This window comes from Burkholderia sp. MSMB1588, assembly GCF_001546925.1.
GTDB lineage: Bacteria > Pseudomonadota > Gammaproteobacteria > Burkholderiales > Burkholderiaceae > Burkholderia > Burkholderia humptydooensis.
Window position 1 is genome coordinate 1482278 of the sequence record NZ_CM003770.1, and the last position, 14969, is coordinate 1497246.

At 69.4% G+C, this 14969-nt stretch carries 12 protein-coding genes; 10 read left to right on the forward strand and 2 right to left on the reverse strand.

Translation table 11 applies throughout. The features are described 5' to 3' along the window. Positions 1-421: 421 nt before the first annotated feature. The gene (locus WS92_RS05915) at positions 422-1345 is read right to left on the reverse strand and encodes a YihY/virulence factor BrkB family protein (RefSeq protein WP_015604112.1); all 924 of its coding nucleotides are present in this window, start codon (positions 1343-1345) and stop codon (positions 422-424) included. Between the two features lie 166 nt (positions 1346-1511). Further along, positions 1512-1745, reverse strand: coding sequence for a DUF7661 family protein (locus tag WS92_RS05920; RefSeq protein ID WP_015603502.1), 234 nt, complete (start codon positions 1743-1745; stop codon positions 1512-1514). A 279-nt stretch (positions 1746-2024) separates the two neighbouring features. Here WS92_RS05920 and WS92_RS05925 point away from each other — a divergent pair, with 279 nt between their 5' ends. From WS92_RS05925 to fdnG, 10 genes are all read left to right on the forward strand, one after another. Further along, the gene (locus WS92_RS05925) at positions 2025-3047 is read left to right on the forward strand and encodes a succinylglutamate desuccinylase/aspartoacylase family protein (RefSeq protein WP_059931986.1); all 1023 of its coding nucleotides are present in this window, start codon (positions 2025-2027) and stop codon (positions 3045-3047) included. A gap of 280 nt (positions 3048-3327) precedes the next feature. Next, on the forward strand, positions 3328-3879 hold the full coding sequence (locus WS92_RS05935; RefSeq protein ID WP_015603462.1) for a GNAT family N-acetyltransferase: 552 nt from the start codon (positions 3328-3330) through the stop codon (positions 3877-3879). A gap of 69 nt (positions 3880-3948) precedes the next feature. Beyond that, entirely contained in the window at positions 3949-4896 is a 948-nt protein-coding gene (locus tag WS92_RS05940) for an ABC transporter substrate-binding protein (protein WP_043283085.1), read from the forward strand. A gap of 60 nt (positions 4897-4956) precedes the next feature. Continuing rightward, positions 4957-5955, forward strand: coding sequence for an LLM class flavin-dependent oxidoreductase (locus WS92_RS05945; RefSeq protein WP_015603538.1), 999 nt, complete (start codon positions 4957-4959; stop codon positions 5953-5955). A gap of 59 nt (positions 5956-6014) precedes the next feature. Then, a complete protein-coding gene (locus WS92_RS05950; protein WP_006028667.1) occupies positions 6015-7337 on the forward strand; it encodes an LLM class flavin-dependent oxidoreductase in 1323 nt (440 codons plus the stop codon). A gap of 139 nt (positions 7338-7476) precedes the next feature. Next, a complete protein-coding gene (locus WS92_RS36965) occupies positions 7477-9342 on the forward strand; it encodes an amino acid ABC transporter permease/ATP-binding protein (protein WP_082743713.1) in 1866 nt (621 codons plus the stop codon). 151 nt (positions 9343-9493) lie between these two features. Then, positions 9494-10432, forward strand: coding sequence for an ABC transporter substrate-binding protein (locus WS92_RS05965; protein WP_059931961.1), 939 nt, complete (start codon positions 9494-9496; stop codon positions 10430-10432). A 216-nt stretch (positions 10433-10648) separates the two neighbouring features. Continuing rightward, a complete protein-coding gene (locus WS92_RS05970) occupies positions 10649-11416 on the forward strand; it encodes a YdcF family protein (RefSeq protein WP_006028670.1) in 768 nt (255 codons plus the stop codon). A gap of 90 nt (positions 11417-11506) precedes the next feature. After that, the gene (locus WS92_RS35580; RefSeq protein WP_156443000.1) at positions 11507-11683 is read left to right on the forward strand and encodes a hypothetical protein; all 177 of its coding nucleotides are present in this window, start codon (positions 11507-11509) and stop codon (positions 11681-11683) included. A 212-nt stretch (positions 11684-11895) separates the two neighbouring features. Further along, a complete protein-coding gene (gene fdnG, locus WS92_RS05980; protein WP_141667968.1) occupies positions 11896-14967 on the forward strand; it encodes a formate dehydrogenase-N subunit alpha in 3072 nt (1023 codons plus the stop codon). The last annotated feature ends 2 nt before the right edge of the window (positions 14968-14969 follow it).

Below are 14969 nucleotides of genomic sequence, written 5' to 3' on the forward strand. Positions count from 1 at the left end.
GGATTGGAGAATAGCGCACTGCACCAGACGCAAGAAATCCAAAAAAATAAAGTGTCTCAAAAAGGTGACAGCGATGGAAAGTCGTTTTATATCAATCACATAAACGACTATTTCGATTCGGGGAACACTGGCCGATTGCTGCGTTGCGATTGTTGTGGGAACAAGTATCTTGCTCGCGGAGGGGAGGGTTTTCGGGCGGGTTACGCAACAAAAACAGTGTGTGCAAACGTTTGCGGATGTACGGCCGGCCAGCATGGCGACAATCGTGCGCACGAACGCCGCGACGTGATGCGGCTCGACGCACGCCTGCACCTTTCCGCTCTTGACACGCGGCATGCCGAGCCGGATGTTTGCTCGCGCGCAACAACCGGAAAGGCCGGCGTAAGGCGCGGGCGGCTTCCTGATGCGCTCGCCGGGCGCGTCAGTCGTGCGGGCTGTCGCGCGCCGGCGTCGCATCGGCTTGCGGCGCGGCCGCGTTCGATGCGCGCGCCGCGCCGCGCGCCGCCGCGAATTCCGCGCCGAGCAGCAGCACCGCGGCCGAGAAGTACAGCCACATCAGCAGCACCGCGAACGATCCCGCGGCGCCGAACGCGCTCGCGGTGCCCGCGTGCGCGAGATACAGCGCGAAGAGCTTCTTGCCCGCCGAGAACAGCACGGCGGAGACGATGCCGCCCGTCATCGCGTCGCGGTTCGACACGCGCGCGTCCGGCAGGAATTTCATCAGCGTGCCGAATGCGAACGCGAGCACCGCGATGCCGATCGAGAACTGCAGCAGGTTGCCGATCGCGACGTATGGCGACGCGCCCCACAGCCAGCGGCCGATGAACGTGATCGCGGTATCGAGCACGAGCGACACGATCAGCAGGAACGCGACGCCGAGCACGAGCCCGAACGAGATCAGCCGCACCCGCACGAGACCGAGCACCGACGACGCGCGCGTTTCGGTCGCGGGCCAGATCACGCTGAGCGCGGTGTTCAGCGATGCGAACGTCGCCGACGCGCCGATCGCGAGCATCGCGAACGAGATCAGCGCCGCGGTGCCGCCGCGGCTGCCGCTGCGATGCGCGTTCTCGACGATCGTCTGCACGCCGGCCGCCGCCTCGTTGCCGATCAGCTCGTGCACGTGGCTGAACACCTCGCCGCGCGCGGCGTCGGCGCCGAAGAACCAGCCGGCGACCGCGATCACCATCACGAGCGTCGGCGCGAGCGAAAACGCCGAATAGAACGCGATGCTCGCCGCCATCGCGGCGCAGCGATCGGCGGAGAAGCGCTTGAACGCATCGAGCGCCCAGTTGACGTTGTGACGGACGAGCTTTTGCCGTTGTTGCGGGATCAAGGATTTCATGGGTTGCGCGTACGGGCGCGAGCATCGCGCGCCGGGGGCGTTTGCCGTTTTTGCGTCGGACGCCGCCTGATCAGAAAAGTTTATTCAATCCGGCGAAGCAGGGCGACGACGTGCAGCGGCTGCGGCTGCGGCTGCGGCTGCCGCGCGCGGCGCCACGCGGCGCCGTTCAGTCGGGCTCCGGCAGATCGAGGCGCTCGACGTCGCCGTTATCGGGTGTCGCGCTCTCATGGAACAGATCGCCGAGATACTGGCCGAGCTCGTCGGCTTCGAGAAAATCCGGAATGACGAAATGCGCGGGACGGCGCTTGCCGTCCGCGCCGGGGTAGAACGGCACCCAGCGGTCCTGCGCGCGCTCGACCAGGATCTGCTTGCCGAACACGTTGAAACGATATGTGGTCATGCGCAGGCTCCCGAGGGATCGGTGCTTCGGTGGCGTGCGTCCGGAGGCGGGCCGCGCGAACGACCGTGTGCCCGGCGGCTCGCGCATGCGCCGGCCGAACGCGGCCGTAAGGCGACATTAGCAGAAAACCGCGCCGCACGGCATTCGAAGCGTCCGGCGGCATCGACGGCGCGGCGCCGCTCGGTCGCGCATCGCGCCACCGAGCGAGCGCCGACGATTGCCGGTATGCTCCTTTTCACCGCCTTGTTATGCCCAGGCCGCCGCAGGCCGATGCCGACCATGACCGACACCTCCCGCTTCCGAAATCCGATCCGCAGCGAAGTCGATCTCGACGCGAACGGCAAGCACGCCGGCTATCTGCGCGTGCCGCACTCGGTCCATCGTTCGGCGTACGGATGGATTCCGGTGCCGATCGTGTCGATCCGCAACGGCAGCGGCCCCGTCGTGCTCGTGATGGCGGGCAACCACGGCGACGAGTACGAAGGCCAGATCGTCGTGTCGCGAGCCGTGCGGGAGATCGACGCGGCGCAGGTCGCCGGGCAACTGATTTTCCTGCCGATGGCGAATTTCCCGGCGGCGGACGCGGGCTCGCGCGTGTCGCCGATCGACGGCGGCAATCTGAACCGCAGCTTTCCCGGCGATCCGGCCGGCGCGCCGACCGCCGTGATCGCCGACTACATCGAGCACACGCTGCTGCCGCGCACGCAGTATCTGGTCGATCTGCATTCGGGCGGCAGCTCGCTCGTCTATCAAGGCGGCAACATGCTCGCGCTCGAGCCGCGCGACGCGGCCGAGCGCGCGCGCGTGCGGGCGCTGCTCGCCGCGTTCGGGCTGCCGCGCGCATTCCTGCATGCGCCGAATCCGGTGCACGCGTCGTCGGCCGCGCGCAGGCAGGGCGCGATCTCGATCCTGACCGAGCTGGGCGGCGGCGGCATGTCGGACCCGGCGCTGATCCGCGACGCCCGTCGCGGCCTGCTGCATTTCCTCGGCTTCGTCGGCGCGCTGCACGGCCCGCTCGTGCCGGACAGCCCGCCCGCGACGACGCGTTTCATGCGGGTGAGCGGCGCGCATCACTATGTGTACGCATACGACAAGGGCCTCTACGAGCCGCTCGTCGAGCTCGGCGCGCGCGTGCGCGCGGGGCAGCCGGCCGCGCTGATCCATTTTCCCGATACGCCGCTGCGCGAGCCCGTCACGCAGTGCTTCGCGAGCGACGGCGAAGTCGTTTGCAAGCGCGTGCCCGCGCAGGTGCAGCGCGGCGACTGTCTGTTCCAGCTCGCGGAAGACGACGCGCCGGCCTGACCGCGCGCCGCCCGCTCCATCGAAATCCTTGCTACGCCGCCGCCGATATCGATATCGAAATTGCTTGGTTAGGCTTTGCGAGTCGAAACGCTAATGTGATGAATAGCGGTAGCGCGATGACATCGCGAAAGGCGCGCATCGGATCACGCGGGTGCGCGTCGGATAGCGATGCCGCGCCCCGCTGCCCGGATTCCGCAGATCGAACGGGCGCGCCGCCGCGGCAGGCCGTCGTATCGGCCGCGCCGGCCGTGCGCAACCGTTCGCCATCGACGACATCGCCATGACCGACAGCATTATCGATACCGCGCCGCACGACGCGCGCGCGAAACCCCTGATCGACGCGCTGATCGACGAATACGCGACGCGCTATCACGCGTATCGGCCCGACAGCCGTGCTTCGGCGCAAGCGGAGCTCGCGCGCTATCCGGCCGAGCTGTTCGCGCCGCCGGAGGGTGCGTTCATCCTGCTGATCCGCGGCGGCGAGACGATCGGCGGCGGAGCCTTCAAGCGATACGACGCGCACACGGCGGAGCTCAAGCGGATCTGGACGCGCGCCGATCTGCGGCGGCAAGGGCTCGCGCGGCGCGTGGTCCGCGAGCTCGAGCTGCGCGCGGCGCGCCAGGGCTATCGGCGCGTCTATCTGACGACGGGCTTCCGGCAGCCGGAAGCATGGGCGCTGTATCTCGACACGGGCTACGCGGCGCTGTTCGATCGCGACGTCGACCCGGAGATCTACGTGCATTTGCCGTTCGGCAAGGATCTGATCGAGCCGGGCCGCGTCGGCACGCTCGACGACCTGCGCGCGCCCGTGCCGGCCGCGCCGGTCGAGTGACGCGCCGCGGCCCGTCTGTCGCCTCGAACGCGACCACGCATTCGCCACGAACGAGAACAGGAATCGTCGATGAAATCACCCTACATGAAGTCGTTCGCCGGACCGATCGCGCGCGCCGTCGTCGCGGCCGTGCTGGCCGGCATCGGCGCGGCGGCGTTCGCCGCCACGTTCGATCTGAGCCCCGAGCAGCCCGGACGCGTGCGCGGCGCGCGCGACGAGGCGGTGATCCGCGCGCTGCCCGCGGGCTTCAGGTTCGCCGAGCCCGATACGCTGACGGTCGGCATCGCGCCGAGCCAGCCGCCGATCAGCGCGTATGCGACCGACGCGCACACCGTCGTCGGCTTCGACGCCGATCTCGCGCAACTGCTCGCCGACAGCCTCGGCCGCAAGCTGAAGATCGTCGCGCTCGCGTGGGCCGACTGGCCGCTCGCGCTCGAATCGGGGCGCGTCGACGCGGTGCTGTCGAACGTGACCGTGACCGAGGAGCGCAAGGCGAAGTTCGATTTCTCGACGTATCGCAAGGATCAGGTCGGCTTCTACGTGAAGTCCGACAGCAAGATCGCGTCGATCAAGGAGCCGAGGGACGTCGCGGGCCTGCGCGTGATCACCGACGCCGGCACGAACCAGGAGAAGATCCTGCTCGAATGGGACCGCGAGAACGTCGCGCACGGGCTCAAGCCCGTCACGGTCCAGTATTACGACGATCACGCGGTGAAGAACGTCGCGCTGCAATCGGGCCGCGCGGACGCGATCTTCAGCGTGAACTCGGTGCTCGCGTATCAGGCCGCGCAGCAGCGCCGGACGAAGCTCGTCGGCACCGTGAGCGGCGGCTGGCCGCGCACGGCGGACCTCGCGGTCACGACGCGCAGGGGCAGCGGCCTCGCCGCGCCGTTCACGCTCGCGATCAACGATTTCATCCGGAACGGCGCGTACCGGCGCGTGCTCGATCGCTGGAGCCTCGGCTCCGAAGCGATCGACGCATCGCGAACCAACCCGCCGGGCTTGCCGAAGACGTGACGCGCGACGCCGGACGCGCGCGGTTTCCCCGATTTCCCGTAGCCTGAATACGTACCCGCCATGTCTTATTCGTTATCGCTGCTGGACAAGAGCCCGATCGCCGAAGGCGCGACGGCGGCCGACGCGCTGCGCTTCACGGTCGCGCTCGCGCGGCGCGCCGAGGCGCTCGGCTATCGCCGCTTCTGGATCGCCGAGCATCACGGCGCGCCGGGGCTCGCGAGTTCCGCGCCCGAGATCGTCGTGTCGCACGTGCTCGCGCATACGTCGACGATCCGCGTCGGCTCGGGCGGCGTGATGCTTCAGCACTACAGCCCGTTCAAGGTCGCCGAGACGTTCAAGCTGCTCGCGTCGCTCGCGCCGGGGCGCGTCGATCTCGGCGTCGGCAAGGCGCCGGGCGGCCTGCCGCTCACGACGCGCGCGCTGCAGTCGCTGCACGGCAAGCCGCGCAAGCCCGCGTTCGCCGACCAGCTCGCCGAGCTCGACGCGTTCCTGAACTGGGGCGTCGCCGAGGAGCATCCGCTCGCCGGCGCGCTCGCGCTGCCGGTGCCGCCCGAGGCGCCCGAGCGCGTGCTGCTCGGCGGCTCGCCCGAGAGCGCCGCGCTCGCCGCGCGGCTCGGCTGGCAGTTCTGCTATGCCGGGCACTTCAACGGCGACGAGGCGAACGTCGAGCGCTCGCTCGGCGCCTACCGCAGCGCGACCGGACGCGCGCCGCTCCTCGCGCTGTACGCGGTCGCCGCGCCGACGAAGGGCGACGCCGAGCGGCTGATCGGCGCGCTGCGGATCTTCAAGCTGAAGCTCGCGGGCGGCCAGAGCTTCAATCTCGGCAGCGCGCAGGCGGCGGCCGAGTTCGCGCGCCAGAGCGGCGCGACCGATTACCGGGTCGACGAGCTGCGTCCGCACGTGATCGCCGGCGCGCCGGGCGACGTGCACCGCGAGCTCGATGCGCTGTCGCGCCGCTACGGCGTGGCCGAGTTCGTCGTCGATTCGCCCGTCACGCACTATCCGGCGCGGCTCGCGTCCGTCGAGCTGCTCGCGCGCGAGCTGCCCGTGCGGACCTGAGCGCGCGGCGCGCGCGGGCCGCGCGCCTTTACCCGATCCCAACGACACCGATCTTCGCCATGACCCAGTCCACGATCCCATTCGGCATCATGCTGCAAGGCGCGGGCAGCCACATGAACGCGTGGCGGCACCCAAGCAATCCGCCCGACGCGAGCGTCAACCTCGACTTCCTGGTGCGCGTCGCGCGCAAGGCGGAGGCGAACGGCATCGCGTTCGCGTTCGTCGCCGACGGCCTCTACATCAACGAGAAGTCGATCCCGCACTTCCTGAACCGCTTCGAGCCGATCTCGCTGTTGTCCGCGCTCGCGACCGCGACGTCGAAGATCGGCCTCGCGGGCACCGTGTCGACGTCGTACAGCGAGCCGTTCACGGTTGCGCGGCAGTTCGCGTCGCTCGATCTGCTGAGCGGCGGCCGCGCGGGCTGGAACGTCGTGACGACGCCGCTCGAGGGCACCGCGAAGAACTACGGCACGAAGCACCCGGAGCACGACCTGCGCTACGAGATCGCCGACGAATACCTGAGCGTCGCGCAGGGGCTGTGGGATAGCTGGGACGATGACGCATTCGTGCGTGACCGCGCGAGCGGCCGCTTTTTCGCGCGCGACAAGCTGCATGCGCTCGATCATTCGGGCCGGTTCTTCGAGGTCGCCGGGCCGCTCAACATCCAGCGCTCGCCGCAGGGGCAGCCGGTGATTTTCCAGGCGGGCTCGTCGGACGCGGGGATCGCGCTCGCGGGCAAGTACGCGGATGCGGTGTTCACGCACTCGCCGTCGCTCGACGAGACGCGCGCGTTCACGCGGCGCGTGAAGGACAGTGCGCTCGCGCACGGCCGCCGGGCGGACGACGTGAAGATCTTCCCCGGCATCGGGCCGATCGTCGGGCGCACCGCGGCCGAAGCGGAGGACAAGTACCGCGCGATCCAGGATCTGCTGACGATCGACGACGCGCTCGCGTATCTCGGCCGCTACTTCGACCACCACGACTTCACGCAATACCCGCTCGACGCGCCGTTCCCGGAGCTCGGCGACGTCGGCCGCAACAGCTTCCGCTCGACGACCGACCACATCAAGGCCGACGCGCGCGCGAAGGGGCTCACGCTGCGCGAGACCGCGCTCGCCGTCGCGACGCCGCGCCCGCAGTTCATCGGCGCGGCGCAAGACGTCGCCGACGCGCTGATCCGCTGGATCGACGCGGGCGCGGGCGACGGCTTCATCCTCGGCTTCGCGGTGCAGGCGCAGGGGCTCGACGATTTCGTCGAGCTCGTGATCCCGGCGCTCGAGGCGCGCGGCCGCTACCGGCGCACGCTCGCCGGCGCCACGCTGCGCGACCACCTCGGCCTGCCGCGCAAGGAAAGCCGCCGCGCGGCGGCCGAAATCGCATGACGGCGCGGCCGGCGGCGGCGCGGCGCCGCGCGCATGCCGCGTCGCGCGCGAGCGCTGCGGCCGCGCTCGCCGTTGCAATCGGCATCGGCGCATCGAAGGTGCGCGCGGCACGACATCGAATCAGCAAGGAGCCACGCTCATGAGCGACGTCACTCACGCTGTCGGCGGCGCGTTGCCGGCGCCGGGCATTCCCGCCGCGCGCGCCGACGCGCCGCGTTTCAGGATCGTGCCGGCCCGCTATCGCGCGCGCACGGCGGGCACCGTGCTCGCCGCCGTGCTGATCGCGCTCGTGCTGAACTCGGTGCTCGGCAATCCGCAATGGGGCTGGCCGGTCTTCGCCGAATGGCTCCTGTCCGGGCCGGTGCTGTCGGGGCTCGCGCGCACGCTGTTGCTGACCGCGCTCGGCGCGCTGTTCGGCTTCGCGCTCGGCGTGCCGCTCGCGCTCGCGCGCGTGTCCCGCTCGCCGCTGCTCGCCGCGTGCGCATGGGCGTTCATCTGGCTGTTCCGCTCGATTCCGCTCGTCGTGCTGCTGCTGATCCTGAACAATCTCGGCTATCTGTACGACCACGTGTGGCTCGGCGTGCCGTTCACGGGGATCACGTTCGCCGACGTCGCGACGGCCGACCTGATCAGCCCGTTCTGCGCGGCCGTGCTCGGCCTGACGCTCAATCACGCGGCGTTCGCGGCCGAGGGGATTCGCGGCGGCATCCTGTCGGTCGATCAGGGGCAGCTCGAGGCGGCCGCCGCGCTTGGCCTGCCGCGCGCGCGTCAGGCGACGCGCATCGTGCTGCCGCAGGCGATGCGTGCGTTTCTGCCCGTCGCGTTCAACGATCTGATCTCGCTCGCGAAGGGCACGTCGATGGTGTATGTGCTCGCGATGCCCGAGCTCTTCTACACGGTGCAGGTGATCTACCGGCGCAATCTCGAGGTGATTCCGCTGCTGATGGTCGCGACGGTCTGGTATTTGATCATCCTGACCGTGCTGTCGATCGTTCAGGCGCAGGTCGAGCGGCGCTACGCGCGCGGCGCGGTGCGCCATCCGGGGCGGTCGCCCGTCGCGGCGCTCGTCGGCAAGCTGGTCGATGCATTGCCGCGGCGCGGGCGGGCGGTAGTGTCGGCGGCCCGCTCGGACGATGCGGCGCGCGCCGTGGAAAAAGGCGCGCGTCCGGCCGGCGAGGCGTCGGCTTCCGGCGCGCGATTCGCGCGCGGCGACAGGGCGGCCGCCGCGCCGGCGGGCACGCGCCGCGGCGGCGAGGTCGCCGTGCGTCGCGTATCGAAGAGCTTCGGCCCGCACAAGGTGCTCGACGACGTGTCGTTCGTCGCGCCGGCAGGCAGCGTCACCGTGATCCTCGGCCAGTCCGGCTCCGGCAAATCGACGCTGCTGCGCACGATCAACCATCTCGAGCGCGTCGACGGCGGCTTCATCGACATCGATGGCGAGCTGGTCGGCTATCGCCGCGACGGCGACACGCTGTACGAGTTGAAGGAAAAGGACGTGCTGCGCCGCCGCGCCGACGTCGGCATGGTGTTCCAGAACTTCAACCTGTTCCCGCACCTCACCGTGCTCGAGAACGTCGTCGAGGCGCCCGTCGCGTCGGGCCGCGCGACGCGCGCCGAGGCCGAGCGCATCGCGCGCGAGCTGCTCGCGCGCGTCGGTCTCGCCGCGAAGGCCGACGCGTATCCGCGCCAGTTGTCGGGCGGCCAGCAGCAGCGCGTCGCGATCGCGCGCGCGCTTGCACTGAAGCCGAAGGTGCTGCTGTTCGACGAGCCGACGTCCGCGCTCGATCCGGAGCTCGTCAACGAGGTGCTCGACGTGATCAAGGAGCTCGCGCGCTCGGGAACGACGCTCGTCGTCGTCACGCACGAAATCGGCTTCGCGCGCGAGGTCGCGGACACGATTCTGTTCATGGAGCACGGCCGGATCATCGAAGCGGGGCCGCCCGCGCAGGTGCTCGGCGCGCCCGCGCATCCGCGCACGCGCGCGTTCCTCTCGAAGGTGCTGTGATGGCGGCGCGGCGACAGGCGGACGTGCGGCGCGGCGGCCTGGGCGAAGGCGGTCGCTGCTGTGACGACGTCGCCGAGCGCGAGCGCATCGCGCAATCGCACGCGCTCGCATTGCACCGCGCCGCATCGATCGCATCGGAGGCATCGCCGCGATGATCGACCGACGCACGTTCATCGGCCGCGCGGCGGCGTTCGCGGCCGCGTTGGCCGCCGCGCCGTCCGGCGCGCGCGCCGCCGGCATCGCGGTCGATCTCGATCCGCGTCAGGCGGGCCGCGTGCGCGCCGCCCGCGATCCGGCCGCCATCGACGCCGCGCGCCGCTGCCGTTGGGTCGACGACGGCGCGTTCACCGTCGCGATCGCGCCGCATGCGCCCCCCGTCGCGACGTTCGCGACCGACGCGCGCACCGTCGTCGGCGCGGACCCGGATTACGCGCAACTGATCGCCGATGCGCTAGGCCGGCGGCTCGCGCTCGTGCCCGTTGCGTGGGCCGACTGGCCGCTCGGGCTGAGCTCCGGCAAGTACGATGCGGTGATCTCGAATGTCGGCGTCACTGAGAAGCGCAAGGAGAAGTTCGATTTCACGACGTACCGGCTCGGCCTGCACGGCTTCTATGTGAGGACCGCGAGCCCGATCGCGCGGATCGCCGGGCCGCGGGACGTCGCGGGCCTGCGGATCATCACCGCGTCGGGAACGAGCCAGGAGCGCATCCTGCTCGAATGGAACCGGCGCAACGTCGCGCAGGGGCGCAAGCCGGTCGACGTACTGTACTTCGACGACGACGGCGCATCGCGCGTCGCGCTGCTCTCGGGGCGCGCGGACGCCGAGCTGAATCCGAACGCGACGCTCGCGTACCAGGCGGCGCGCGACGGCAGGATTCGGTGCGTCGGCAACGTGAACGCGGGCTGGCCGGTCAGGGCCGACGTCGCGATCGCGACGCGCAAGGGCAGCGGCCTCGCCGACGCGCTGACGCTCGCGACCAACGATCTGATCCGCGACGGCAAGTACCGGCGGGCGCTCGCGCGATGGGGGCTGCTGTCGGAGGCGGTCGACCGGTCGGAGACGAATCCGCCGGGGCTGCCGTCGTTCTGAGCGCCGACGACGTCCGCTCGGCGCCTTCGCCCCCGCACGCCGCGCAAACGCGCTGGCCGCGATGCCGATGCCCGTGCATAATCTCGGGCCTGATCATCGCGTGACCGCCGCCATGCCCCGATTTTCGCGCCCGACGCCGCCGGCAACCCGGACCGCCGCGCCATACCGTTCGCGCCCGCGCCCGCGCGCCATCGCGTGCGCGCCGGAGGCCGCCGCATGACGCTCGCGCTGCTGACCGCCGTCGTTCTCGTCGCCGCGCTGCTGCGGCTCGCGAAGCGCCGCCGCGCGAGCCGGGCACTGTTCGTCGCGGCCATCGCCGCGTTCTTCGCGATCGGCTGCGGCCCCGTGCCCGCGTGGCTGCTGCGCGGATTGCAGGCGCCGTACGCGGCGCGGCCGGCGATCGAGTGGGGCGCGCGCAACGCGATCGTGATGCTCGGCCTCGGCACCGAGAAGATCGCGGCGACGGGGGCGGTCGAGCCCGGCACGTTCTCCTATTCAAGGGTCGTCGAGGCGGCGAGCCTCTACCGCGACTGCCGCCGCGCGCGCGCGAACGCCGACTGCAAGCTCATCGTGAGCGGCGGCGACGCGCGTCGCAACGGCGTGCCGGAGGCGGCCGTCTATCGCGACGCGCTGATCGGCCTCGGCATCGACGCGGCCGACGTGCTGTCCGAGCCGCGCAGCATGAACACGTGGCAGAACGCGCAATTCACGCGCGCCGTGCTGGACGGCTATCGCGCGGACCGCGTGCTGCTTGTCACGTCGGGCATCCACTTGCGGCGCAGCGTGCTGTATTTCTCGCATTTCGGCGTCGCCGCGACTCCCGTGCGCGCCGAGTATCTGCAAGCGGTGACGTTCCCGCTGCCGCTCGCGCACAACTTCTCGGTCGCCGATCTCGCGCTGCACGAATATCTCGGCATCGCGCGCTACCGGCTCTACGACGCGCTCGGCTGGAACCAGGCGAGGACGCGGCCCGGCGACGCTTGACGACGACGCGCCGCCCGCGGTCGCTGCGCGTCGCTCCCTCAATATTTCGTGCCGGATGCCGTAAACGCGCGAGAGCGCCACGCGGCAAGGGTGGTCGTCGCGTTCGCCGAGCGCCGTCGCCGGCAACCCGACGAGATCCCGCGACGACGATCTTCCGGCACGCGGCGCGCGGCGCGCGGGGCGACGGGTGACGGACCGTCGATCGGCTCGGCGCTGTGCTGGTGCGCGAGCGCCTCGCGCGACACGCCGCGTTTTCGCGCGATCTGATAACCTTGCGCGCTGTAAGAAATGGTTTTCCCTTATTGGTGACGGTTCCGCTATCCGATTCTCTCGCGTTGTCATATAAAGGAAAGACGATAGGCAGCACGGCCCGTCGCCGCCGCGCACGGAGCGGCCGCGCAATCCGCAACCACGCATTCGTTACCCCAGCCACGCAAAATCCAATCCTTCCCCTTCAATACAACCCGCCCGAGACCACCATGCTCCAACTGTCCCGGCGCCAGTTCCTGAAGCTGTCCGCGACGACGCTCGCCGGATCGAGCCTAGCCCTGATGGGCTTCTCGCCGGCCGAAGCGCTCGCCGAGGTCCGCCAATACAAGCTGGCGCGCACTGTCGAAACCCGCAACACCTGTCCATATTGCTCGGTCGGTTGCGGAATCCTGATGTACGGCCTCGGCGACGGCGCGAAGAACGCCACGTCGAGCATCATCCACATCGAGGGCGACCCCGACCACCCGGTCAACCGCGGCACGCTGTGCCCGAAGGGCGCGAGCCTCATCGACTTCATCCATAGCCCGAGCCGCCTCACGCAGCCCGAGTACCGCGCGGCCGGCTCCGACAAGTGGCAGCCGATCTCGTGGAGCGACGCGCTCGACCGGATCGCGAAGCTGATGAAGGCGGACCGCGACGCGAACTTCGTCGAGACGACGGACGACGGCATGAAGGTCAACCGCTGGCTCACGACGGGCATGCTGGCCGCGTCGGCGGGCAGCAACGAGGTCGGCTATCTGACGCACAAGACCGTGCGCAGCATGGGGATGCTCGCGTTCGACAACCAGGCTCGTGTCTGACATGGCCCGACGGTGGCAGGTCTTGCCCCGACGTTTGGCCGTGGCGCGATGACGAACCATTGGGTCGACATCAAGAACGCGGACGTTATTCTCGTGATGGGCGGCAATGCCGCCGAGGCACACCCGTGCGGTTTCAAGTGGGTCACCGAAGCGAAGGCGCATCGCAACGCGCGCCTCGTCGTCGTCGATCCGCGCTTCACGCGCACCGCATCGGTCGCGGACTATTACGCGCCGATTCGCACCGGCACGGACATCGCATTCCTCGGCGGGGTGATCAACTACCTGCTGACGAACGACAAGATTCAGCACGAGTACGTCAGGCACTACACGGATTTCTCGTTCATCGTTCGCGAGGACTTCGCGTTCGACGACGGCATCTATTCCGGCTACGACGCGGACAAGCACGCGTACCCGGACAAGTCGACATGGGACTACGAGCGCGGCGACGACGGCTTCGTGAAGGTCGACGACACGCTTGCGCACCCGCGCTGCGTGTACAACCTGCTCAAGCAGCACTACGCGCGCTACACGCCGGAGATGGTCGAGAAGATCTGCGGCACGCCGAAGGACAAGTTCCTGAAGGTGTGCGAGATGCTCGCGACGACGGCCGTGCCCGGCCGCGCCGGCACGGTGCTGTACGCGCTCGGGTGGACGCACCACTCGGTCGGCGCGCAGATGATCCGCACGGGCGCGATGGTGCAGCTCCTGCTCGGCAACATCGGCATCGCGGGCGGCGGGATGAACGCGCTGCGCGGGCACTCGAACATCCAGGGGCTCACCGACCTCGGGCTGATGTCGAACCTGCTGCCGGGCTACATGACGCTGCCGATGCAGGCCGAGCAGGATTTCGACGCCTACATCCAGAAGCGCGCGCAGCAGCCGCTGCGGCCGAACCAACTGAGCTACTGGAAGAACTACCGCGCGTTCCACGTGAGCTTCATGAAGGCGTGGTGGGGCGACGCGGCCAGCGCCGCGAACAACTGGGGCTACGACTACCTGCCGAAGCTCGACAAGCCGTATGACCTGCTGCAGACGATCGAGCTGATGCACGCGGGCAAGATGAACGGCTACATCTGCCAGGGCTTCAATCCGCTTGCGGCGTCGCCGTCCAAGCGCAAGACGTCCGAGGCGCTCGCGAAGCTGAAGTGGCTCGTGATCATGGACCCGCTTGCGACCGAGACGTCCGAGTTCTGGAAGAATCACGGCGAGTTCAACGACGTCGATTCGTCGAAGATCCAGACCGAGGTGTTCCGGCTGCCGACGTCGTGCTTCGCGGAGGAGCGCGGCTCGCTCGTCAATTCCGGCCGGGTGCTGCAGTGGCACTGGCAGGGCGCGGAGCCGCCCGGCCAGGCGAAGAGCGACCTCGAGATCATGTCGGGGCTCTTCCTGCGGATGCGCGACATGTACCGGAAGGACGGCGGCAAGTATCCCGACCCGATCGTCAATCTGAGCTGGCCGTACGCAAACCCGGAAAGCCCGACGCCCGAAGAGCTCGCGATGGAGTTCAACGGCCGCGCGCTCGCCGATCTGCCGGACCCGAAGGACCCGGCGAAGACGCTCGTGAAGAAGGGCGAGCAACTCGCCGGCTTCGCGCAACTGAAGGACGACGGCACGACCGCGAGCGGCTGCTGGATCTTCTGCGGCGCGTGGACGCAAGCGGGCAACCAGATGGCGCGCCGCGACAACGCGGACCCGACCGGCATCGGCCAGACGCTGAACTGGGCGTGGGCGTGGCCGGCGAACCGGCGGATCCTGTACAACCGCGCGTCGTGCGACGTGAGCGGCAAGCCGTTCGACCCGACCCGCAAGCTGATCGGCTGGAACGGCAGCGCGTGGACAGGCGCGGACATTCCGGACTACAAGGCCGACGAGCCGCCCGAAAACGGCATGGGGCCGTTCATCATGAATCCGGAAGGCGTCGCCCGCTTCTTCGCGCGCGCCGGCATGAACGAAGGCCCGTTCCCCGAGCACTACGAGCCGTTCGAGACGCCGCTCGCCGCGAACCCGCTGCATCCGGACAATCCGCGGGCGCTGAACAATCCGGCTGCCCGCGTGTTCCCGGACGACCGCGCGGCGTTCGGCAAGGTCGACCAGTTCCCGCACGTCGCGACGACCTATCGTCTGACCGAGCACTTCCACTACTGGACGAAGCATGCGCGGCTGAACGCGATCATCCAGCCCGAGCAGTTCGTCGAGATCGGCGAGGAACTCGCGAAGGAGGTCGGCGTCGCGCACGGCGACCGCGTGAAGGTGTCGTCGAACCGCGGGCACATCGTCGCGGTCGCGCTCGTCACGAAGCGGATCAAGCCGCTCACGGTCGACGGCCGGAAGGTGCAGACGGTCGGCATTCCGTTGCATTGGGGCTTCAAGGGGTTGACGAAGCCCGGCTATCTCGCGAACACCCTGACTCCGTCCGTCGGCGACGGCAACTCGCAGACACCGGAATTCAAGTCGTTCCTGGTGAAAGTGGAAAAGGCGTAAGG